Consider the following 23,016-nt stretch of genomic DNA (forward strand, 5'->3'; position numbering starts at 1 on the left):
TAGATGATCAGGTTTAAAATAATAGCTAGGCGTTAACGAAGTATGTCAGTCGTTAACGCCTAGCTATTTGCTATTAAAGTCCAAGTTGTACTCAATTATTCCGCCGTCATCCCGCCATCCACCGGAATTTCGACTCCAGTGATGAACGAGGCATCATCCGAAGCTAAGAAGGCAACGGTGGCTGCGACTTCTTCGGGTTTGCCCAGTCGGCCTAACGGATGGACTTTGCCTAATTCAGTTTTTGACTGCTGATAAGCATCAGAGGCGTAATCGGCCATTTCGGTTGCAATCAAACCGGGGTGGACTGAATTAACGCGCACTTGTTGCGCGGCGTATTCAATCGCGGCGTGCTTGGTCATTAACCGAACGGCCCCCTTGCTGGCACCGTACAGCACGGTTTGAGCAGTACCGACTAATCCGGCAGCTGAAGAAGCGTTGATCACGGAGCCACTGCGTTTCTTGGCCATCAGGGGAATCACGTGTTTCATGCCAAAGAAAACGCCTTTAGCATTGATTGCCATAGTCTGATTCCACTGATCTTCAGTGATATCGGGTAAGGCCGTGAGTTTAAAAATACCGGCGTTATTAAACAAAATATCGATCGTGCCGAACCGCTTGACCGTTTCATCAACGACTTTGTCCCAGTCAGCTTCTTGGCTGACGTCCTGTTTCATAAAAACTGCCTTGTCAGTCGCTAACTGTTTTTCCTGAACTTTACCAACCACGTCATTGATGTCAGTGAAGACAACAGTGGCACCTTCTTCAAGGAACCGTTTGACAGTTGCTAAGCCAATCCCTGCTGCACCGCCCGTTACAAGCGCTACTTTATTCGCGAGTCTACCAGTCAATGTGAAAGCCTCCTATTCATATCTGATTACATGCTCATGATATCACATAAAGCTGGATATTTAGGAGATGGACACTCACGATAAATGTTGGTATCAATTACGGTGTTGGTCCTTACCGGTTATGCATCATAAATAACGCAACCGAAATACTTTGGCGGGGCGGCCTGGGCGGGTTTGACTCGCCGTTCCCACCGCTTCAAAGATCTGCCGGTGATTCTTTTTAAAGTTGGAATTATCAATATCTGCGAGCGTAAGATGTTTAAAGATCGCAAAGACTTGCCGGGCCTGCTTAAGGGTAAAAGTGGCGCCTAAGATCAGCAAAATGTTGGGCTGATAGTCGAGTTTATTGGCGATCCGGTCACAGGCAATTTTGAGGATCCAGTCATGGTCAAAGGCTAACGAAACGTTGGCATCGATTTTGCGGTCAGTTAGCCTGACGTAGTAATCAGTTTGGTTAGTAATGGGGGTCGTTGAGAATTTAAATTTACCGTTCGTAAACACGCTTTGTTCATTCACCGTTTGCATGCTAAACCAGCGGGCATCAGTGGCGCCGTAGCCTGGCGTTAGGTTGGGCATTTCAGGTAAAAAAGTCATGTAAGCTAATGAGAGCGTTCGCTGACCTGGTGTACGTTCCGGATGGGTAAAGGTGGCTAGCTGTTCAGTATGGAAGCTGGCCAGTTTCAAGCCAATCTTTTCACGGACTAATCGCAAAGCAGCCTCATCGGCACCTTCGTCAGCGCGCATCGTTGTTTCGGGCAGTGCCCAGAACTGTGAAAAGGGCTGATCTGCTCGCCGGACAAGCAGTAAATTAACTTGGTGACGGTCACGGTCAAAACTCCAAATAATGTTGGTGATCGTAATCTTAAATTGTTCTGCCATATTGATCTCCTTCCAAGCTAGTTCTAATAACTCTTATTCTACTTTAAAAGATTGGAAAATGCAGTCTTTAACGAAATTAGGGCTGGCATTTTATCGGAAAGGGTGAAAACGCATACATCACATCTGATATGGGTTATACTGGTCACGTAAATACAAATATGGAGGTAATCACCGATGACAAAAATTTTTGGCAGTCCATCGACGTACGTTCAGGGCAGCGGTGCCTTATTTGACAGCGCTGAAGCCCTGCACAAGTTAGGGTCTAAACCCATCGTGATGGCTGATACGACGGTCTATAAGATTGTGGGTAAAAAGTTTATCGATTATTTAGGTCAGCAAAAGTTTGACGTTCGTAAGGTGACATTCAAAGGCGAAGCTTCGGATAAAGAAATCGACCGCATTACGGGCATTGGTCAGGATTTTGGGGCTGATTTAATTATTGGTCTAGGCGGTGGCAAAACACTGGATTCAGCCAAAGCCATTGCTGATAATTTGAAGTTACCAGTAGCAATTTTACCAACGTTAGCTTCAACGGATGCACCTTGTTCACGGTTATCGGTGATCTACACGCCAGATGGCGGTTTCGAAAAGTACCGTTTTTACAGCAAAAATCCCGATTTAGTCTTAGTTGATACCCAACTGGTTGCTAATGCACCGACCCGCCTGTTAGCTTCCGGCATTGCGGATGCTTTAGCGACTAACGTTGAGGCTCAGGCGGTTGCCAAGGCTAACGGCCAAACGATGCTGAACGCGAAACAGACCTTGGTGGGCAACGCCATTGCGGAGAAGTGTGAAGAAACACTGTTCGCTTATGGCCTGCAAGCCATTGACGCAGCCGGGGTCCACGCCGTTACGCCAGCTTTGGAAAAAATCGTTGAAGCCAATACGTTAATGAGCGGTGTCGGGTTTGAAAGTGGCGGGTTAGCTGCTGCTCATGCTATTCATAATGGGCTGACTTCCTTACCCAATGAAGCACTGCACGCCAAGACTCACGGTGAAAAAGTGGCTTTTGGGACGCTAACTCAGCTGTTCTTGGAAGGCCGCGAAACAGAGGACATTCATACGTACTTAGCATTTGATTTGGCCTTGGGCTTGCCAACGACCTTTGACGATTTAGGGATTGCTGATATCTCAGACGAAGATCTCTTGAAAGTTGGTCAAGCAGCAACTGCGCCAGCGGATACCATGACTGAAATGCCGTTTGAAGTGACGCCGGCAGACGTTGTGGCAGCCATGAAGGGTGCCGATGCTTACAGCAGAGCCATTCAGGGATTAGCATAATTAATGTTTAAAAATCAATAGTTTCAACCAAAATACCACGATTTTCCAACGGCCAGTAATGGCGGAAAATCATGGTATTTTAAGTTTGGTGGATCAGCTTATTTGTTTAGTCTTTATTAATTGTGAAAACCGCGTATTCGCGGTAAAATGATAGCCATCTAAGTCGGGCAGCCAACCGTATCACGTGAGGAGGGGAACATCATTAATACACAGAGTCGTGCTTACCGCATTTCGATTTTATCGTTATTTATCGCCATTGTTTTTGTTCAAAGTATTGTGCCATTTCTAGGTTACATTCCGGTGGGGCCATTTAGTATTGTGATCATTCAGGTCACCGTGGTGATTGCCGCCGTTTTACTGGGACCCAAGGATGGGGCCTGGGTTGGCTTTACCTGGGGCTTTATCAACTGGATTCGAGCCTTCGTCTGGCCGACTAGTCCGATGGCCATTTACGTGTTAGTTAACCCGTTAGTTTCAATTCTGCCACGATTATTAGTTGGTTTGATCAGCGGCTGGATACTCTTGAAAATGGTTCACAACGTGCACGACGCCAAAGTCTGGCAATTGTCATTGACTGGGATTATCGGATCGCTAGTCAACACCGTTTTGGTGCTCAGTTTTATGGCTGGGATGTACTACCTGGGCTGGCTGCCGCTTGATAAACTTAACGTGCACGCTTTGATGCCCTGGCTATTAGGCATAATGGCGACGAATGGGTTGCCTGAAGCAATCATGGCAGGCGTCTTAGTGCCTTTGATCAGTAAGCCCTTGCTGAGATATGTAAAATAGTAAAATAAAAATTCAATTAGACCGTTTACCAAAATCTAGCTCCGTCAATTCTTTTCTGCTATACTTAAGGTTCTAAGAAAGAAGCGGAGGAAAAAATTATGAAGATCGTGGTATTAGCGGGTGGTCGCTCAACGGAACGCAACGTGTCCCTGTCTTCTAGTGCTAAGGTAGCAAATGCATTACGGCGCAAGGGTTATGAGGTTGCGCTAGTCGATTTATTTCTAGGTTTACCAGGCGCAGACGATCAGTCAATGGCGAAACTCTTTACCAGTCAGGAACAAAACATCGATCTCAACATTTCGGATGAGATCATGACGGATGACGTGATCAACGCATTGCGTCCTGATGGGTCTACTCAGCTATTTGGCCCGAACGTTTTGAAGATTTTGGCAATGGCTGACATTGTCTGGATCGGTCTGCATGGTGGCGATGGTGAAAACGGTAAGGTTCAAGCAGTCCTTGATCTGAACAATATTGCGTATACGGGTAGCGGTGCATTAGCTTCCGGAATCGCAATGGATAAGAGTGTTTCAAAGGAAATCATGCTGTATAACGAGATCAAAACGGCGCGGTTTGTTAACATTCGTAAGGAAGACTCTGGAACAGTCGTTTTGCCATTTGGATTCCCGGTTTTCATTAAGCCGGCCAATGGCGGATCCAGTGTGGGCATGTACATTGCTAAAAACGATGATGAATTTAAAAAGGACCTCAAAAAGGCCTTTGAATTTGATGATGAAATTTTAGTTGAAGAATACATCGATGGCCGTGAGTTCTCAATGGCAGTTGTGAATGGCAAAGCTTTGGCAGCCATTGAGATCATTGTGACCGATGGCTGGTATGACTTTGAACACAAATTTGTGACCGGCAATACCACTAAGTTTGTGACCCCACCGGATATTCCAGATGATGTTCATAATAAAATGAAACAGATTTCTTTGAAGACGTTCAAAGCGTTAGGCCTTAGTAACTACGGCCGAATTGATTTTCTCTGGAACGACAATGGCTTGTATGTGATCGAAGCCAACTCGTTGCCAGGCATGACGCCACTATCACTGATGCCACAGGAAGCCGAAGCAGACGGCATCCGGTACGATGATCTGTGTGATCAGATCGTTCAAGGACAGGTTAAGGCGTTAGGATTAAACGCGTAATTAAGCGTGAACTAAAAAAGTTGGTAGTCTAATGACTACCAACTTTTTTAGTTCATTCCCACAATCGTATTGCCTTCTAAAGTCACGCGGTTACGGCCACGCTGCTTGGAAAGGTAGAGACTGCGATCGGCCATTTTATAGACATCGTGTGCGTTATAGTGGTCCAGCCGGCTATTAGCCTGACCGACTGAAGCGGTGACGTTAATCGTTGAGGTGCCAATGGTGAAGGATAGCTGACTGATCCGTCGCCGAATTTGATCAGCGACTTTGAAGGCCACGTCATCATCCGAAAAGTCGTCATGGATGATCAAACAAAACTCTTCACCGCCAATGCGATAAGCGTTTGCCGGATAGGGGAGACTGGCAGCAAACTGGGCTAATTCTTGAGCAATTGCTTTGAGCACGGTGTTACCTACTAGATGGCCATAGTTATCATTGACTTGTTTAAATAAATCGATATCCAACTCAAAAATGGCGTACGGTTTTCGGTCGATCCGAAATCTTTCATGGGCTTTAGCGAGGTCCTTATCGAACTTGCTGAAATTATCAAGCAGTGTCAGGCCATCACGGTTAGCCATTTTAGCAGCCTGCGTGTTGCGTTCCAGGAGTCGCTTAGACGACAACGTATATTCGATGCCAACAATGCTGAGAAGAATTAATGCTGTAATCTGGCGTAGCCAAAAGTAGGGGTCTGTTGAGACGCCAAACAGGCAGGAAACAAGTGCGATGGCCGTGAATCCCATTACCCCCAAAGATAGGTACATTAAGGCCGCGTGTTTTAATAACAGATCGCCCCAGTGATAACAGAAAACCAGCATGAACGTAAAGGCCAAGTAATAGATTACCGTATAGATGTTGAAAGTTGGGGCGAAAAATAACACGTACGATAACATCAAAACGGCTTCAATGAAGACCTCTAGCCAGATATCAAGGTAGACGTTAATGAGAAACATACTCACAATGATCATGTTCAAAAAGGTCCAGTGAAAGCCAAAAGCATTCGCTGCAATGCCTGAGCTTAACCATGACTGGCCCCAGAGGTAGACAAAATAAAGGGTACTTAACACAATTTCGATTAGCGGCTTAACCCGTTTGGCCCACGAATTAGGCAGTTCCTCTAACCAGAATAAAAATGCAATCGTACCGCTTAGAACAATCATGTTAGTGATCAAAGAAACGATAAAGGAGACCCAAATATCAAATGGCTTCATGGCTTATACTTCCCCGTTAATCAGTCTGTAATCTTTACGACTATCATAACAAACTTATCTGGTGAGTGAAAAGAAACAGTCTTAGAAAAATGTTATATTATGATGCTAAATAAAAGCGCCTGAACATTGGTCAAATATTGATCGATGTTCAGGCGCTTTCACCGAATCGGCTTAATTAAGCTTCATCATCAGTGGCTTCAGTATCCGTAGTTTCCGGTGCTGACTTGATTAATTTCAATTTCTTCTTGTTGATCACAACGCGATCGTGATACTTGTCCAAAATTTCTGTATCATCGCTTTTAAAAGTGACCATAAAGGAATTTTGGTAGGCTTTATCGATGAACCCGGTAAAGTCTTGACCTTCTAGTTTAAAACTGACTTGATCGCCAATTTTCATTGATCTCATCTCCCAAAATTAAACATTTATATAAGTTACTCGAAATTTGGTGATTTGTCAATGAATACCGTCTTTTTAAAGGAGACTTTAATCTTTTTGTAAGGGCTTACAGTTGAATGCGCGTTTAGCACCCGATATAATGAGGCCGTAAACTTAGAACCTTTCTATATTAGTTTTGAGTGAATTTTAGCAATCGTTCAGAGTTAGTTTGGTAACGCACCGAGTGATCAACGTCAGGGGAGGGTATCATGTTAAATGCTGGTTTAACCGTTTTAGGTTTATCGCGTTTTCAGTTCGCCATGACAACCGTTTTTCACTTTTTCTTCGTGCCGTTTTCAATTGGGTTAGCCGTTATTGTCGCCGTTATGGAGACGATGTATGTGATTAAAAAAGAGGCAACCTACAAAAAAATGGCGCAATTCTGGGGTAAGATTTTCTTATACAGTTTCGCGGTGGGTGTTGTGACCGGGATCATTCAAGAATTTCAATTTGGCATGAACTGGTCAGAATACTCACGGTTTATGGGGGATATCTTTGGTGCACCGTTAGCCATTGAAGCCTTGGCTGCCTTCTTCTTGGAGTCAACGTTTATTGGTCTCTGGATGTTTACTTGGGAACGGTTTAAGCCGTGGCTCCACGCGCTGTTTATTTGGCTGGTGGCTATTGGTTCATCGCTGTCAGCAGTTTGGATCCTGGCTGCCAACAGTTTCATGCAAAATCCGGTGGGCTTTGCCATCAATAAAACTACTGGCCGGGTCGTTATGACCAGCTTTAGCGCGGTGGTTAAGAACCCGCAGCTGTGGCTGGAACTTCCTCACGTTTTGATGGGGGCTGGCATTACCGCATCCTTCGTGATTGCCGGCTGCTGCGCTTGGCGGTTATTAAAGAAGGACCATGTGTCTTTCTACCGGAAGTCGTTGAACGTCGCTTTGGTCATTGGTTTAATTGCCAGCATAGGTTCCGTTGCTGCTGGGGACTTTCAGACACGTTACCTGATTAATCAGCAGCCAATGAAGTTTGCTGCCATGGAAGGCTTATACAAAGATTCCACTAATAAGGGTGACTGGGCAGTCTACAGTAGTTTTAATACGAAACAGCATAAGACGACAGCATCACTAGACGTTCCCTACGTGCTCAATATTTTAAGCTATCACAGACTGTCGGGAACGGTTAAGGGCCAAAACACTATTAACCAAGAAATGCACGCGACTTACGATAAAAAGTTTGGCAAGGATATGAACTACTATGTACCAACCAAGACACTGTTCTGGAGCTTCCGTCTAATGGCCGTTTCTGGTGGGCTGTTCGCGTTAATGGCCATTGTTGGGCTGTTCTTTAACCGCAGAAAATCCCAGCTGATCATGCGGCAGCGCTGGTTCCTGTATATTATGGGGCTGATGCTGTGGCTGCCGTTTCTGGTCAACACGGCTGGCTGGTTCATCACTGAATTGGGTCGCTATCCGTGGGTCGTTTACGGGCTGCTGACCATTGCTGACGCGGTTTCACCAACGTCGACGGTGGGGTCATTACTATTTACAAACATTGTTTACTTCCTACTGTTTGCGGGATTGGGATTAGTCATGATCGTGTTGTCTCACCGAACACTAACAGCGGGACCAGATGGTGTTGAAATGAACGGCTACTCATCGGAAGATACTAGCGGTAAAGTCGAAGATCCTTACGGAACGGAGGCGTTTAACCATGACTAGTGCGCAATTTCTCTGGTTTTTACTGATTGGAGTCCTGTTTAGCGGTTTCTTCTTTCTGGAAGGCTTTGACTTCGGTATTGGCATGGCCATTAAGCTGTTTGGCCGAAACACGGCTGAACGGGACACCATTATTCAAACGATCGGTCCCCACTGGGATGGCAATGAAGTTTGGCTGATTACAGCTGGTGGTGCCATGTTTGCCTCATTTCCAATGTGGTACGCTTCACTATTCTCCGGGTATTATCTCGTGCTGTTCTTGATATTAGTGGCGTTGATCTTCCGTGGGGTGTCATTTGAATTCCGTGCCAATATGAAAACTGAAACTTGGCGGAACTTCTGGGAATGGGCTGCTACCATTGGCAGCTTCTGTGCCGCGTTTCTATTTGGCATGCTGTTTACCAGTATGATCGAAGGGGTGCCAATGGACGCTAAGGGCAATATCTTTGGGTCCTTTACCACGTATGTCAACTGGTTCTCGCTGGTTGGCGGTGTAGCCGTTACGCTGATGTGCTTGATTCACGGCTTGAACTTCTTACAGCTTAAGACGTTAGGGACTTTACGTGACCGGGCCCAAGCTTGGAACAAGGTTTTATATCCGGTTTTGATTGTTGGCGAAGTGCTGTTCGTTATTTTACTGTTTATCAGTACTGATTTCTTCGATAAAAAACCCATCTCAACCTGGTCGATCTTGATCGTGCTCGTGTTATTGACCTTGATTGCCTGGTGGGGTGTGTTGAAGGCCCATAACTGGACGGCGTTTATCGCCAGTGGCCTGTCATTGATCAGCATCGTGGTCTTGATCTTTAACGGGTTATTCCCACGAGTGATGATTGCCACTAACAGTGCCCACTCCATTTTGATCAAAGACGCCTCCAGTTCACCCTATACGTTGCACATTATGACGATCGTTGCCTTTTCCGTTTTGCCAATCGTCTTGATCTACTTCATTTGGAGCTACTGGGTCTTCTACAAACGCCTTAAGAGTCCTAAGGCTGCTTAACCGTAAATGAGTTTTGATTCCTCCGAGTCCGTGAATTTGGAGGAATTTTTTTGAATCGATTATAACTTGATCAAAGATTGGGGGAGGAGTTCATTGATAGACAGGCGTTTATTTAAAATTCCGGGGATCATGCCTCGAATCGTGCTGATTGCGTTTTTGACCCTGATCCAAGCAGTGATGATCGTCATTCAGGCACGGGCGCTGGCGATTGCCGTAGTACAGTTGTGGCGCTTGAAACCGTTGACGACGATCGTGACGCCGACCCTAGTTTTTGCCGTGAGCTTTTTGGCCCGTCATCTGCTGACGGTCGCCCAGAACCGGACGTTCTATCCGTTCGTTGAGAAAACTTCGGGTAAAATGCGCGAACGCTTGATGACAAAACTGTTTCGGTTGGGACCCAGTCTGGTTGAAAAAACTGGTACTGGTAACATGGTGACCATGGCGCTTGAAGGCATCGATAAGGTTCAGACCTACCTGATGCTGATCGTGATCAAAATTATGGATATGGGGATCACGCCGTGGGTCATTTTGTTCTACATTGCGTTGATGCAATGGAAAGAAGCCGTTTTTTTGCTGCTGATCTATCCCGTTATTATTTTATTTATGATCATTCTCGGCTTGGCAGCGAAGAGTAAGGCCGACCGGCAGTATGCTGGCTATCAGCGGTTATCAAACAACTTTGTGGATACTTTGAGGGGACTGGGAACGCTAAAACAACTCGGCTTATCCAAACGGTATGCCAATAACGTTTATTCCGTGAGCGAAGATTACCGGAAGGAAACCATGGCTACGCTGCGAATTGCCATGACGTCGACCTTTGCACTGGACTTCTTTACCACGCTTTCAGTGGCTGTTGTGGCGGTTTTCCTGGGTTTTGACCTGCTGGCCGGCAAAATTATGTTGTTGCCAGCACTCACGATTTTAACGTTAGCACCGGACTATTTTCTGCCAGTGCGGAACTTTGCCAATGATTATCACGCGACGCTAAACGGTAAAAACGCGCTGAAGGCTGTTTTGGACGTCTTAGAAACGCCGGAAACGAAGCAGCGGAAGGCGTTAAAACAACTGGTATGGCACGCTGATTCGGTCGTTAAATTTGATGATGTGTCCTTCACGTATGAAGACGTGAAGACGCCAACGCTGACCCACGTTTCGTTTGCCATTCACGGCTTCCAAAAAGTGGGCATTATTGGCGCCTCTGGTTCCGGAAAATCAACGTTGATCAATCTGCTCGGTGGTTTTTTAACACCAGACGAAACCGGCCATATTAGTTTAAATGGCCAGCAGCTGCCGCATTTGAGCCAGGAAGTTTGGCAGCGTAACAGTCTTTATATTCCCCAATCACCGTATCTGTTTCACGCCACGCTGCGGGAAAACGTCAGCTTTTATCAACCCAATGCCGATGAAGCCGCGGTTAAAGCGGCTTGTGACAAGGCCGGACTGACCGACTGGATCGCCGAATTACCGCAGGGGCTGGCCACCATGATTGGTGAAGGTTCCCGGGGTGTTAGTGGGGGACAAGCGCAACGAATTGCCTTAGCACGGGCCTTTTTGGATGATAGCCGGAAGATACTGCTCTTTGACGAGCCCACCGCTCATTTAGATATCGAAACGGAAGCGGCTTTAAAGCAGGACATGCTGCCATTAATGGCTGATCGGTTAGTCTTCTTCGCCACTCATCGTTTGCATTGGATCAATCAGATGGATTATGTATTGGTGATGGATCACGGTCAGTTAGTTGAGCAGGGCACGCCGGCTGAACTAGCCAGTCACGATGGACCGTATACGAGGTTACGCGCGGAAATGGGGGGATTACATGCACTCAATTAGGCAGACATTTGCGCACGATACCTGGGTCATGCCCTATTTACGTAAATATAAATGGCTATTAATGCTGGTATTGCTGCTTGGTACGCTGACGTTTCTTTCCGCGGCAGCACTGATGTTTAACTCTGGTTATTTGATCAGTGAGGCCGCCCGCAGACCGGATTCGATTATTTATATTTACGTGCCCGTAGTGTTAGCACGGGCGTTCGGGATTGCCCGGCCAGTTTTTCGCTACTCGGAACGGCTGACGTCGCATAACTGGGTGCTGCGGATCGTTTCTGATTTTCGTAAGAAGCTGTATCAGGCCGTGGAAGTGAAGGCTTCCGCTATTAAGCAGGCCCACCAGACCGGCGACATTCTAAGCATCTTAGCCAATGACATTGACCACATTGAAAATCTGTACCTGCGAACCGTTTTTCCAATCGTGATCGGCTGGCTGCTGTACTTATTTATCATTATTGGTATCGGCATTTTTAGCTGGCCGACCGCTTTATTGATGGCGCTTTTGTTAGGGGTGATCGTGCTCGTTATGCCATTGTTGTCCGTGGCCGTCAATGGTGCGCGGGAGTTTAAGCAAAAACAGATTCAGTCTCAGTTTTATACTAATTTGACCGATGAAGTCTTGGGGCTGACCGACTGGGTGATCTCCGGTCGCTATGCTGATTTTATGGCGCTGCAAAAGAAGCCAATCAATCGAATCGCCACGCTGCGTCGACAGGACCATTACTTTCAGTGGTGGCGCGGCTTCGCGGTTCAAGGCTGTTTTTTACTGGCCGTCGTTACCCTTTTGGTCTGGTCCGGGACCGCGTTTACGGCAACAAAGGGCATGGCCAACTGGGTGGCAGCTTTCGCATTGGCACTGTTTCCGATTATTGAACCGTTTCTAGAAATCAGTCAGGGTGCCAGTGAATGGCCGGTTTATCAGCAGTCAATCGAACGGGTCAACGCGCTCTCCAATGATCAACCTAAAAAAGTGCCTCAATCGGCATTAAAGGGACCAGTGACTGAGATCAACGTTGATCACGTGACGTTTAGCTACCCGGATGACGACCGATTGATTCTAAAAAACGTTTCGTTAAAAATTAAGCAGGGGGAAAAGATTGCACTACTGGGACCGAGTGGTGCGGGGAAAAGTACGCTGTTAAAATTATTGCTGGGCGATCAAACGCCGACCAAGGGGACCGTCACCATTAACGGCACGCCAATCAACGAACTGCAGCAAAAACGCGCACAACTCTTTGGTGTGCTGGATCAGCAGCCCTACTTATTTAATACAACGGTGATGAATAACGTCCGACTGGGAAACTTGCAGGCGACTGATGAACAGGTAAAGACAGCCATTGAAGCGGTTGAACTTAAACCGCTGATCGACTCATTACCGGATGGTTATGAGACGGAAGTTCAGGAGTCGGGGACGCGTTTTTCTGGTGGCGAACGGCAACGGCTATCGCTGGCGCGGATTTTACTGCAGGATGCACCGATCATTATCCTGGATGAACCCACCGTCAGTCTGGATCCAATTACTGAGCGTCACTTGCTGGATACGGTGTTTAAAGTCTTGCACGACAAGACGATTATTTGGGTCACTCACCACTTGGCTGGTGTCGACCACGTGGATCAAGTGCGTTTTCTGGAAAATGGCGTTTTTGATCTGCAGGGTACGCCACAGGCCTTGTATCGTGATGAACCACGGTTTCGTAAACTATACGCGTTAGACGCCGGTCGAAACGATTAATTAATAAAGCCCATTAGTCATTTCTCAAACGAAAAATGACTAATGGGCTTTGATATGTGGTCGTTAAGCTTGGAATAACATCCTGATGAATTGACGCAGATCATTTTGAGCTGTACCAGCAGGTAGCTCGTTGAGTAAATGATTGATATGGTCAGTGAGGTTGTTCAACTGTGATTGTGCTGCTTTTCGGTCGAGTTGTCTTTGAATGAGCTGAACGTCATTGAGCGTTAATTGCTGCCGCTTTTTAAGAACTTGCTGTATTGCTGGTCGTTTTAAAATTAAAATGAGGGGTAACGGGTATTGTCCCTTCTGCAAACTGATCAAGAGGGGCTTAGGCTGACCAAAAGCCAGTGCAATATCTTGGTGTACTTGATAAGCCGTGCCGATACTGGCACCGATTTTGGCACTGAGGTCGATCAATTCAGGCGTTGCGCCAGCTAGTTTAGCCCCCTGTTCAGCACTAAACCGAAAAGCTTCACCCGTTTTCTGGTTGATTTCGGTAAAGTAGGCAGGAACGGTCTCCGTTAAATCAAACTGATGCTGTAACTGCGTTAAATGACCGGCTAAGATCCGCTGCATCGCGTTTAGATCGTCTGGTAAGTCTGCTGCGGATGGCTGAGTCTTTAATAGTTCAGCAAAGTAGCGGGTCAATAAATAGTCACCGGCATAAATGGCATTGCGCTGGCGGTTGGCTTGTCCCAGATGGGGGCCCTTTAGCCGATCGTCTGAGACTTGATCATGGCATTGGACCGCTAAGTGCAGCAGTTCTTGAGCACTGGCACCAGCGAGTAGCCGAGCCTCATCAGGGGTTGAACCCAAGCTTGAAAAGAGGTAGAAAACCCCAGGCCGAAGAAACTTGCCACCCGACTGCAGAAGTTTTAATATGCTAATATGTACGGGTTGATTAGGCAGGTCAACCGTTTTCAGCAGGTCATCTTGGAGCTGCTGAAGCTGTTTTTGAACCTGCGGTAATGCTGCCCAAAAGGTTAAATTCATTTGGCTGCTCCTTTACAAGATTTACGTTTAAGATACAAAGCTCACGTCACATTGTCAATTTTGGTGTCCTTATTTCTGGAGGTTTAGGTGATATGTCTGTAAATGTTTTTTTGGAACTCGTTGAGGCAAAAGCAAAAATTGCCTCAGTTTGGCCATTTTTCATGGGCCTCTTCTTTTCATACTACGTTTTTGGCCAAGTGAACTGGCCGTTAGCCATTACTTTCTTTGTGGCCATGCTATTATTCAATATGGCTGTGGACGCCCACGATAATTACTCAGATTACCGTGGTGCCACCAAGGAAGCCGCTGAATGGAAGCAAAAGACCAACATTATTGGTGTCCACCATTTATCGGTTAAACTGATCCGTAACCTCATCATTGTGATGGCCGGCAGTGCTGCTATTTTGGGTATTTTGCTGGTCATTGAAACCAGCTGGCCGTTACTGATCATGGGGCTATTTTGCTTTCTGGTCGGGTATTTTTACTCAGCTGGACCACGGCCAATTTCGACCACGCCCTTTGGGGAGGCTTTCTCTGGTCTGACCATGGGGTTTGTGATCACGCTGATCTCAGTTTATATCAATACGTTTCCGGTTGAGCCTTTGACTTGGCCCCTCTTTTTTAAAGTACTGCTGACCTCTGGTATTGCCGTTTTTGCAATTGGTAATATCATGCTGGCGAATAACCTGTGCGATGCCGATGAAGATAAGACCCTTAACCGGAAAACAATCGTGTTTTATTTTGGTAAGCCAGTTATGCTACGGGTGTTCGTTTTTGATATCGTTGCCGGTTACCTCTGTTTGATCGTGAGCGTAGCGCTGGGCTATTTACCAGTGATGAGTCTGTTAGTGCTCTTGAGTATTCCCATCATTTATCGTAATACCAAAGTCTTTATGACAAAACAGGTTAAAAAAGAAACCTTTAAATACGCGGTACAAAATTCCTTGGTCATGGCATTATTCTGTATTATTTGGATCGGTCTAGGAACTATTTTAGGCTGGTAAAGGTGTTTTCAGATTGGCAAAACCATGGTTTATCGGGTACACTAATCATAAGTCTTAATCGGATTACTGGACATAATTTAGGAGGAAGTTATCGATGAAGTTACTTGAAGATCGAATTAAACGCGACGGCACCGTTTTACCTGGTGATGTTTTGAAAGTGGATAACTTTTTGAATCATCAAGTTGATCCCCAATTAATGTACGAAATGGGCGGGGAATTTAAACGCCTGTTTGAAAATGAAGGGGTCACTCGGATATTGACCGTTGAATCATCTGGGATTGCCCCAGCGCTAATGGCAGGGCTCAAAATGAACGTACCGGTAGTTTTTGCCCGGAAGCACCGTTCACTGACGTTAACCGATAATTTATACACGGCGCGGGTCTATTCGTATACCAAGCAGGTCAATAACGATATCAGCATTGATAAGCGGTTTATTGACCCGGATGATAAGATTTTGATCATCGATGACTTTTTAGCTAACGGCCAAGCGGTGGAAGGCATGTTAGAAATTTGTAAAGCCGCTCACGTTGATGTTGTTGGTGTCGGTGTCGTGATCGAAAAGCGGTTCCAGAAGGGCCACCAGCTGGTCTTGGACGCCGGGATTCATTTGGAAGCACTGGCAAGCATCGCATCACTAGCTAACAACCAGGTCACTTTTGCCAGCAACACCGATAAATAGTTTAAATTATTTTATTCTCTAGTCGACTGATGGTACCGTTTGATTGGAGGCGAGACCATGGTATGGACACTGATCTTAATTTTTGTCATTAGTTTCGTATACATTACGTTGAACACTCTCCGATTTATGCTCACCATGAAGGGTTATCGCAATCTGGCCCCCATTTTAAGCGTGGTTGAAATTACGGTTTACGTCGTGGGATTAGCAATGGTTTTGAACCGGCTGGATAACGTGTTAAACATTATCGCTTACGCCTTAGGTTATGGTGTCGGCGTTCGGGTCGGTATTATTATTGAAGATAAGCTGGCACTGGGCTACATTATGGCGACCGTTATTTTGCCAGACACTGATAGTGAGTTGCCCAAAACGCTTCGTTCCAGTGGCTTTGGGGTGACTCAAAGTAAAGCTCAAGGTCTTGAAGGCCAGCGTTTGGTGCTGGATATTCTTACCCCGCGTAATCAGGAACGGCGGCTGTATGCGATTGTGAACGATGCCGAACCCAAAGCCTTTATCATCACCTACGAGCCAAAATATATTTCTGGCGGTTTCTGGGTCAAACGGGTGCGTCGCCGGTTTCGGCAGTAATGAGAACTAAATATATTTTAAAGATTTAACAAATTACTAGTACAATTTGTAAGTAAAGCTATAATAAAAATAAAAGCTCATCTTTTATTGAGAAGAAGGTAGTGAACAAATTTGGACAATCATGTTTTGTATCCAGGAGGCACCATTGGGGTAATTGGCGACAGTACAGACGGCCCCATGATCGTATCCGCAGCACGTCAAGCCGGCTTCAAAGTTGGTGCGTACGGGCCTGATGAAACTAGCGAAATGCTGCAATTAGCTGATTTTAAGATCGTTGGTGAACTGTCGGACCATGACCGTTTAGTTGATTTTGCGGAACGGTGCGATCTGGTCACTTATGATTCTCAACATCTTAGTCCGGATGTTCTATCCGTCATCGAAGGGTCGACGACGTTACCACAGGGCTCTGATTTTCAAATGATGATGCAAGACCGGTTACTGGAACGGGCGTTTTACGAACAGCTCAACGTCAACATTCTCCCGTATGCGACGATCGTCAGCCTCGACGACGTTTACCAATCCATTAATTCGATTGGCTATCCCAGTGTACTTAAACCAATTCAAAAAGATCTGGTACACGGCCAGGAAATGACGATTCGGACGCAGACTGATATTGCGCAGGCCGCTGGTCTAATGGACTGGGGGACTTATATCCTAGAGTCGACCGTGGACTATTCACGGGAATTAACGGTAACGGTGACCCGGACGGCTTCAGGTGAAGCCAGTCTATTCCCACCAGTTGAAATCAAACGGCAAAACGGACAAATGACCTGGGCCTATCTGCCAGTGTCAATTGATCCGGACGTGCAGACTGAAATGGATCGAATCTGTCACGAAATCGTGGCCAACGTGAAGTATGTTGGCGTGTTTGAAGTTGACTTCATGCTCAACGATAACGGTTCGCTCTACGTCAAACAGATCATTCCAACCTTTGGTGAGGCTGGGCGAATCTTTGACCGTGCCACAACTGTCAGTCAATTTGAACAGCATCTGCGGGCAATCGCCGGCATGCCGCTAAGCGATATTCAAGTGGTGAAGCCAACCGTAATGGCGGCCTTTACGCACGATCAGGCGAATGCCATTCGGACCCAGTGGACTTTAAAACCCAACTGGCACTTTTCATTTTACCGTCAGGGACACCAAGATCTGGACAGCCAAAAACTAGCTGGTCACATTCTGGTTCAGGGCGATGACGTGAATAAGCTGCTGGAACAGCTAGAAGACACTGAAATCTGGTCACAGGATTCAGCGGATTCAGAGAATAACTAATAACGGGGTGCTCTCTTACAGGGTGCCTTTTTTATTGCGAACAGACGTTTAAGATTTCCGATAAAAGTATTGCTTTATGAATCAAGATAGGCGACAATTTTACTAGTGATCTGATTAAAATACACGCTGATGGAAAACCATCAGCGCGTTAGTTATTGTACAAATAGGAGAGGAATAAAACCGTGGCTGAATCTGCATTGTTAGCAAAACTGAATAAGGAACAACGAGAAGCTGTTGAACATACTGAGGGGCCACTTTTGATCATGGCCGGTGCTGGTAGTGGTAAGACCCGGGTATTAACGCACCGAGTGGCTTACCTGATTGAAAAGGGTGTGCTGCCGTGGCACGTTTTGGCAATTACGTTTACCAATAAAGCGGCCCGTGAGATGCGCGAACGGATCGTGAACCTATTAGGACCAGAAGGTAACGATGTCTGGGCCTCGACTTTTCATGCGCTATGCGTCCGCATCTTGCGGCGGTATGCTGATAAACTCGGTTATAACCGGGCGTTTACGATTGCCGATACCAGCGATCAGCGCACGTTAATGAAACGAGTCGTCGCCGAATTAAACGTGGATCCAAAGAAATTTGATCCGCGGATGATCCTGGGTAAAATTTCCAATGCAAAAAACGAACTTAAAACCCCGCAGCAATTAGCTAAGGAAGCTGGTAACCCAGTTGACGAAATTGTCGCACGGGCTTACGACGCCTATCAAAAGGGGCTGCAGCGTAATCAGGCGATGGATTTTGATGACCTGATCATGCTGACGATTCGCCTATTTAACGAGAACCCAGACGTGCTGGCTGAATATCAGAAAAAATTCCAGTACATTCACGTAGATGAATATCAAGATACCAACGATGCGCAATATACGCTGGTTAATCTGTTAGCTAAAGAGCACCATAACCTCTGCGTTGTGGGTGATTCTGATCAAAGTATCTATGGCTGGCGTGGTGCCAACATTGAAAACATCATGAATTTTGAAAAGGATTATCCGGATGCGCACGTGACCATGCTGGAGCAAAATTACCGCTCGACCAAAACCATTTTGGCAGCCGCTAATCAGGTGATCAAAAACAACGGTTACCGCAAGGATAAGAACCTTTGGACTGAAAACGACCAAGGTGAAAAAATTCACTATTATCGCGGTCAAAGTGAAAACGACGAAGCCCGCTACGTGGTGGCTCAGATTCAGGACTTGATGCAGACGAGCCATTATCAGTATGGTGATTTTGCCGTGCTCTACCGGACCAACGCGCAGTCGCGGGTGATGGAAGAAACACTGGTTAAGGCGAACGTGCCCTACACCATTGTTGGCGGCCACAAGTTCTACGACCGTAAAGAAATTAAGGATATGCTGGCGTTTTTGACGTTGGTTGCGAACGGTTCGGATGCCATTAGCCTTGAACGGGTGATCAACGAACCCAAGCGCGGTATCGGTTCTGGTTCACTGGCGAAGCTGCGGACGTTTGCCCAAGATAACGGCTGGTCAGAATTAGAGGCTGCAGTGAACGTTGATGTGGCTAATGATATTTCCAGTCGTGCTCGCAGTGCCATCGGCGGTTTTGCCACGACTATTCAAAAGTTGCAGGCGATTGCCGGCACTAGTACGGTGACCGAATTGTCGGAACAGATTTTGGACACTACCGGTTATAAAGCGGCCCTGCAAGCTTCGAGAAGTTTGGAAGCCGAGACCCGGCTGGAAAACATTCAGGAATTCCTCTCAGTGACGCAGAAATTTGATGAATCCTACGATGCTGACGAAAGTGATTCAGGCGACCGCATCATAGACTTTCTAGCCGATCTGGCACTGGTTTCTGACCAGGATGACGTGGCAGAAGAACCTGCACAAGTGACCTTGATGACACTGCATGCGGCTAAGGGTCTGGAATTCCCAGTGGTCTTTTTAATTGGGATGGAAGAAGGTATCTTCCCACTGAGTCGGGCCATGGAAGACCACGATCAGCTGGAAGAAGAACGGCGACTGGCTTACGTGGGGATCACCCGTGCCAAGCAACGGCTGTTCTTGACCAACGCGTTTTCACGGATGCTGTATGGTCGACCTCAACGTAATCCGCAGTCGCGCTTTATTGAAGAAATTGAGCCAGACTTATTGCAAATGGATAACCGGGCCAATCCGGGGCAAAATGGTGCAACGTCATTACGAACACCCTTTGACCGGCGTACGGCGTCTGCGATGTCCACGACTTATCATCAAAAGCGTTCCAGTTCAGTTGCCGCTAACAGCGGTACTGGTGCTGATAAAAAAGCTTGGCAGACGGGTGATAAGGTGACCCATAAGAAGTGGGGGACTGGAACCGTGGTTAAGATCAACGGGACTGGCGAAGACATGGAACTCGATATTGCCTTCCCACAAGAAGGTGTCAAACGATTATTAGCTGCCTTTGCGCCGATCACAAAGGTAGAACAATAACAGGGGTGGTATTAATGAGTGAATCATCACTTGATTCTCTAACAAAACCAGAAGCGGAGGCGTTAGCGGCCAAACTGCGGCCGCAATTGCGTACTTGGGGAGAGGCCTATTACAGTGAAGATGCCCCGACCGTTGAGGACTCAGTTTACGATCAGCAATACGCCCAGCTCGTGGCAATTGAAACGAAGTACCCGGATTTGATCACGCCGGATTCACCGACTCAAAATGTGGGTGGTACCGTGGCGTCTGATTTCACTAAGGTCCCCCACGAGATTCCCATGCTGTCGTTAGGCGATGTTTTCTCCGAGGACGAACTGGCTGATTTTGTGGATCACATTACCGAAAATGAAGCCGGAACTTACAACTGTGAGCTTAAAATTGATGGGTTAGCGATCTCACTGCGTTACGTTGACGGGAAGTTAGTTCAGGGGTCGACGCGGGGTAACGGACAGATTGGTGAAGACATTACCGCTAATCTGAAGACTATTCCGTCGATTCCCACTGAACTAACGCGGCCGCTAACGATCGAAGTCCGCGGGGAATGCTACATGCCCAAGCAGTCGTTTATTGAACTAAACAATCGGCGGGATGCTGAAGGTAAGTCCGTCTTTGCGAATCCCCGCAATGCAGCAGCTGGAAGCTTACGGCAATTAAATACGCGGGTGACCGCGGAACGCAAACTCAGCACGTTTATGTACAACGTGGCTGATTACGAACCGTTGAATACCCGGACTCAAAGCGGTCTGATCGATGAACTAGCTGAACTGGGATTCACCACTAATCCCCAGTACCGAGTAGCGCATAATATGGCTGAGATCGATGCTTATATTGACGAGTACACGCAGCAACGCGACGACCTCTCATACGGCATCGATGGTATCGTGGTGAAGGTCAACGCCTTACCTGTACAGCGGTCAATGGGGGCTACCGTTAAAGTCCCGCGGTGGGCGATTGCTTATAAGTTTCCGCCGGAGGAAGCTGAAACGGTGGTCCACGATATTGAGTGGACTGTGGGCCGAACTGGCGTGGTAACGCCAACGGCCATCATGGATCCGGTTCAATTGGCCGGTACCACCGTTGCTCGGGCAACGTTGCACAACCCAGACTATCTGAATGAAAAAGACGTTCGTATTAACGATACCGTGATGCTGCATAAAGCTGGTGATATCATTCCAGAAATCTCCAACTTTGTGGCCAGCAAACGGCCGGCCGATAGTCAGCCATACGTGATTCCAACGCAGTGTCCATCGTGTGGCGCAACTTTGGTTCATTTAGACGGGGAAGTTGCACTGCGCTGCATCAATCCACGCTGTCCCAAGCAGCTGACCGAACAGATGACCCATTTTGCTTCTCGAAACGCCATGAATATTGATGGTCTGGGGCCACGGATCATTGGTCAGTTATTTGAGAAAAAGTACGTCTCAGATGTGGCCGATCTATATGACCTTACCTTCGATCAATTGGTCACTTTAGACAAGTTCGGTGAGAAATCTGCTAATAATTTATTAAATGCGCTGGATAATAGTCGCAATAATTCGCTAGAACGCTTATTATTTGGATTAGGGATTCGTCACGTGGGCAATAAAGCCGCTCGCTTGATTGCTGCTCACTTTGAAACCATGGCAAACGTCATGGCTGCTAGTCAAGAAGAAATCGCTGAAATCGATTCAGTTGGTGATACGATTGCCGACAGTCTGGTGACTTATTTTAGTAACGCGGGTGCTAGACAGCTTATTAGCGAGCTCGAAGCGCGCGGTGTCAACATGACTTACACGTCTGGCAACGAACAGACAGCACCAGCCAATGGTTTCTTTACTGGTAAACGGGTCGTTTTAACTGGTAAATTAACGCAGATGACGCGCGGTGAGGCCAGTGACTGGCTTGAAGCTCAGGGTGCGGATGTGACGAGCAGCGTGTCGAAAAAGACGGATCTTGTAATCGCGGGGACGGATGCTGGCAGTAAATTGACCAAGGCAGAAGCCCTCGACGTACCAGTCTGGAACGAAGATCGGTTTGCAGCCGAGATGTCTAACCAGTCTGTAGATGGAGGAAAGAAGTAATGAAACGATTTAAAGCCATATTTGTGATGGCGATTTGTGGTCTGTTTTTAAGTGCCTGTGGTAATTTAGGCAGTTCCAGCGGTACCGGTTCTGGTGGCAACAGCAGTAACAAGGGAACCCAGCTTACTGGTCAAGCGTCTCAGGGAGATTACCAAAGTGTCATTAAAAACGGCCGGTATGTCACCAGCAAGTCTCGTGGTGTCAACGTGTCTCAAAATGACAATCAATTTAACCTGAAGAGCTTTGAAAGCGGTCTGCTAACCGTTTCTAAGAAGGTTTATTCACCAAGTAAGTACATTTTTGAAGAGGGCCAGTACTTAAATACCAGCACCGTTCAAAAATGGCTGGGTCGTAAATCAAAGTCTAATCCGGATGGTCTGAACCCGGTCAATAACAAAAAGACCGGTGCTACCACCCGTAATCCGATCTATCTGCAGCAGATGGAAGAACAGGATTTTATGAAGCAAGACGGTAAAAAGTTGACCCTATCAGGGGTGACCGTTGGACTGGGCTTAAATTCCGTTGATTACTACGAAAAGAAAAACTTCGGTTCAACTTATGAGACCCATATCAGCAAGGCGGAAGCTAACCGTGAAGGCCGTCAAATTGCTAACCAGGTTTTGACACGTCTGCGCAAAAAGGCAGCCTTGAAAAACGTGCCGATCACGATTGCACTTTACAGACAGGCACCTAACGATAGTTTAGTCGGTGGTAATTTCTTCTCCTATTCAACCAATAAGGGGACTGCGACAAAGATTAATTCGTGGAAGGCCATCAGTGAAAAGAACTACGTCTACCCAACGGCCAGTTCTAAGTCGAATGCTGGTAATTCCAACGATGAAAATGCCTTTGAAAACTTTAAGAACCAGATTCAAAATTACTTCCCTAATTTAAGTGGGGTTACTGCTCAGGCGCATTATACGAACAAACAGCTGACGGGGATGAACGTCAGCATCACGACGCAATTTTACAGTGAAACAGAGATCATCAGCTTTACGCAGTATTTACAGCAGGCCGCGCAAAAGTACCTTCCTTCTAATGCACCAATTGACATTACGGTCAGTTCAACTGAAGGGGTTCAAAGTTTCTTAAGCCGTGATAATGGTGCCAAGAAGTTTACGTCGCACGTCTTTAACAGTTATTAATTAATAGAATTGTCTT

Annotated in this window: 19 protein-coding genes; 14 read left to right on the forward strand and 5 right to left on the reverse strand. The window is 46.7% G+C overall.

The annotated features are described in order from the left end of the window. Positions 1–95: 95 nt before the first annotated feature. Positions 96–848, reverse strand: a complete 753-nt coding sequence (locus CES79_RS01690; RefSeq protein WP_054654008.1) for an SDR family NAD(P)-dependent oxidoreductase — start codon at positions 846–848, stop codon at positions 96–98. 126 nt (positions 849–974) lie between these two features. Beyond that, positions 975–1,727, reverse strand: coding sequence for an NUDIX domain-containing protein (locus tag CES79_RS01695; protein WP_089136114.1), 753 nt, complete (start codon positions 1,725–1,727; stop codon positions 975–977). A 174-nt stretch (positions 1,728–1,901) separates the two neighbouring features. Between CES79_RS01695 and CES79_RS01700 the strand changes: the two genes are divergently transcribed. The 3 genes from CES79_RS01700 (at position 1,902) to CES79_RS01710 (ending at position 4,948) form a co-directional block, all read left to right on the forward strand. Next, positions 1,902–3,008: a glycerol dehydrogenase gene (locus CES79_RS01700; RefSeq protein WP_089136115.1), complete on the forward strand. Its 1,107-nt coding sequence runs from the start codon at positions 1,902–1,904 to the stop codon at positions 3,006–3,008. 255 nt (positions 3,009–3,263) lie between these two features. Then, positions 3,264–3,797 (forward strand): ECF transporter S component, encoded by a 534-nt coding sequence (locus tag CES79_RS01705; RefSeq protein WP_439958908.1) that lies wholly within the window; start codon positions 3,264–3,266, stop codon positions 3,795–3,797. A gap of 98 nt (positions 3,798–3,895) precedes the next feature. Further along, a complete protein-coding gene (locus tag CES79_RS01710) occupies positions 3,896–4,948 on the forward strand; it encodes a D-alanine--D-alanine ligase family protein (RefSeq protein WP_054654009.1) in 1,053 nt (350 codons plus the stop codon). Positions 4,949–4,995: 47 nt separating this feature from the next. On the opposite strand, the gene CES79_RS01715 is transcribed toward CES79_RS01710, so the two are convergent. Together CES79_RS01715 and CES79_RS01720 are read right to left on the reverse strand one after the other, a co-directional pair. Further along, positions 4,996–6,159, reverse strand: coding sequence for a GGDEF domain-containing protein (locus tag CES79_RS01715; RefSeq protein ID WP_089136117.1), 1,164 nt, complete (start codon positions 6,157–6,159; stop codon positions 4,996–4,998). Between the two features lie 175 nt (positions 6,160–6,334). After that, positions 6,335–6,556, reverse strand: coding sequence for a DUF2187 family protein (locus CES79_RS01720; protein WP_089136118.1), 222 nt, complete (start codon positions 6,554–6,556; stop codon positions 6,335–6,337). A 248-nt stretch (positions 6,557–6,804) separates the two neighbouring features. Between CES79_RS01720 and CES79_RS01725 the strand changes: the two genes are divergently transcribed. From CES79_RS01725 to cydC, 4 genes are all read left to right on the forward strand, one after another. Further along, entirely contained in the window at positions 6,805–8,265 is a 1,461-nt protein-coding gene (locus CES79_RS01725) for a cytochrome ubiquinol oxidase subunit I (RefSeq protein WP_089136119.1), read from the forward strand. After that, positions 8,258–9,265, forward strand: a complete 1,008-nt coding sequence (cydB, locus tag CES79_RS01730) for a cytochrome d ubiquinol oxidase subunit II (RefSeq protein ID WP_089136120.1) — start codon at positions 8,258–8,260, stop codon at positions 9,263–9,265. The genes CES79_RS01725 and cydB overlap by 8 nt, the downstream gene beginning before the upstream one ends. A 93-nt stretch (positions 9,266–9,358) precedes the next feature. Continuing rightward, positions 9,359–11,095: a thiol reductant ABC exporter subunit CydD gene (gene cydD, locus CES79_RS01735; RefSeq protein WP_089136121.1), complete on the forward strand. Its 1,737-nt coding sequence runs from the start codon at positions 9,359–9,361 to the stop codon at positions 11,093–11,095. Beyond that, entirely contained in the window at positions 11,082–12,827 is a 1,746-nt protein-coding gene (cydC, locus tag CES79_RS01740; RefSeq protein ID WP_089136122.1) for a thiol reductant ABC exporter subunit CydC, read from the forward strand. The genes cydD and cydC overlap by 14 nt, the downstream gene beginning before the upstream one ends. Positions 12,828–12,890: 63 nt before the next feature. On the opposite strand, the gene CES79_RS01745 is transcribed toward cydC, so the two are convergent. After that, positions 12,891–13,823: a polyprenyl synthetase family protein gene (locus CES79_RS01745; RefSeq protein ID WP_089136123.1), complete on the reverse strand. Its 933-nt coding sequence runs from the start codon at positions 13,821–13,823 to the stop codon at positions 12,891–12,893. A gap of 92 nt (positions 13,824–13,915) precedes the next feature. Here CES79_RS01745 and CES79_RS01750 point away from each other — a divergent pair, with 92 nt between their 5' ends. From CES79_RS01750 to CES79_RS01780, 7 genes are all read left to right on the forward strand, one after another. Then, positions 13,916–14,827, forward strand: a complete 912-nt coding sequence (locus CES79_RS01750; RefSeq protein ID WP_089136124.1) for a 1,4-dihydroxy-2-naphthoate polyprenyltransferase — start codon at positions 13,916–13,918, stop codon at positions 14,825–14,827. Positions 14,828–14,921: 94 nt separating this feature from the next. Continuing rightward, positions 14,922–15,506, forward strand: a complete 585-nt coding sequence (locus CES79_RS01755; RefSeq protein ID WP_054654023.1) for a xanthine phosphoribosyltransferase — start codon at positions 14,922–14,924, stop codon at positions 15,504–15,506. Positions 15,507–15,563: 57 nt separating this feature from the next. After that, positions 15,564–16,091 (forward strand): DUF2179 domain-containing protein, encoded by a 528-nt coding sequence (locus CES79_RS01760; protein WP_054654025.1) that lies wholly within the window; start codon positions 15,564–15,566, stop codon positions 16,089–16,091. Positions 16,092–16,202: 111 nt separating this feature from the next. Beyond that, entirely contained in the window at positions 16,203–17,360 is a 1,158-nt protein-coding gene (locus CES79_RS01765; protein WP_089136125.1) for an ATP-grasp domain-containing protein, read from the forward strand. Positions 17,361–17,542: 182 nt separating this feature from the next. Continuing rightward, positions 17,543–19,795, forward strand: a complete 2,253-nt coding sequence (gene pcrA, locus CES79_RS01770; protein WP_089136126.1) for a DNA helicase PcrA — start codon at positions 17,543–17,545, stop codon at positions 19,793–19,795. Between the two features lie 14 nt (positions 19,796–19,809). Next, a complete protein-coding gene (gene ligA / locus CES79_RS01775; protein ID WP_054654027.1) occupies positions 19,810–21,855 on the forward strand; it encodes an NAD-dependent DNA ligase LigA in 2,046 nt (681 codons plus the stop codon). Beyond that, positions 21,855–23,000 (forward strand): CamS family sex pheromone protein, encoded by a 1,146-nt coding sequence (locus CES79_RS01780; RefSeq protein ID WP_054654029.1) that lies wholly within the window; start codon positions 21,855–21,857, stop codon positions 22,998–23,000. The genes ligA and CES79_RS01780 overlap by 1 nt, the downstream gene beginning before the upstream one ends. The last annotated feature ends 16 nt before the right edge of the window (positions 23,001–23,016 follow it).

It is taken from the genome of Secundilactobacillus silagei JCM 19001 (assembly GCF_002217945.1).
GTDB lineage: Bacteria > Bacillota > Bacilli > Lactobacillales > Lactobacillaceae > Secundilactobacillus > Secundilactobacillus silagei.

Excerpts from the sequence above, each read along its gene's own strand:
- CES79_RS01755 (WP_054654023.1), top strand. The coding sequence starts at position 14,922 with ATGAAGTTACTTGAAGATCGAATTAAACGCGACGGCACCGTTTTACCT.
- cydC (WP_089136122.1), top strand. The coding sequence starts at position 11,082 with ATGCACTCAATTAGGCAGACATTTGCGCACGATACCTGGGTCATGCCC.
- CES79_RS01750 (WP_089136124.1), top strand. The coding sequence starts at position 13,916 with ATGTCTGTAAATGTTTTTTTGGAACTCGTTGAGGCAAAAGCAAAAATT.
- CES79_RS01780 (WP_054654029.1), top strand. The coding sequence starts at position 21,855 with ATGAAACGATTTAAAGCCATATTTGTGATGGCGATTTGTGGTCTGTTT.
- CES79_RS01725 (WP_089136119.1), top strand. The coding sequence starts at position 6,805 with ATGTTAAATGCTGGTTTAACCGTTTTAGGTTTATCGCGTTTTCAGTTC.
- CES79_RS01760 (WP_054654025.1), top strand. The coding sequence starts at position 15,564 with ATGGTATGGACACTGATCTTAATTTTTGTCATTAGTTTCGTATACATT.
- CES79_RS01745 (WP_089136123.1), bottom strand. The coding sequence starts at position 13,823 with ATGAATTTAACCTTTTGGGCAGCATTACCGCAGGTTCAAAAACAGCTT.
- CES79_RS01720 (WP_089136118.1), bottom strand. The coding sequence starts at position 6,556 with ATGAAAATTGGCGATCAAGTCAGTTTTAAACTAGAAGGTCAAGACTTT.
- CES79_RS01700 (WP_089136115.1), top strand. The coding sequence starts at position 1,902 with ATGACAAAAATTTTTGGCAGTCCATCGACGTACGTTCAGGGCAGCGGT.
- cydB (WP_089136120.1), top strand. The coding sequence starts at position 8,258 with ATGACTAGTGCGCAATTTCTCTGGTTTTTACTGATTGGAGTCCTGTTT.
- ligA (WP_054654027.1), top strand. The coding sequence starts at position 19,810 with ATGAGTGAATCATCACTTGATTCTCTAACAAAACCAGAAGCGGAGGCG.
- CES79_RS01695 (WP_089136114.1), bottom strand. The coding sequence starts at position 1,727 with ATGGCAGAACAATTTAAGATTACGATCACCAACATTATTTGGAGTTTT.
- CES79_RS01710 (WP_054654009.1), top strand. The coding sequence starts at position 3,896 with ATGAAGATCGTGGTATTAGCGGGTGGTCGCTCAACGGAACGCAACGTG.
- CES79_RS01715 (WP_089136117.1), bottom strand. The coding sequence starts at position 6,159 with ATGAAGCCATTTGATATTTGGGTCTCCTTTATCGTTTCTTTGATCACT.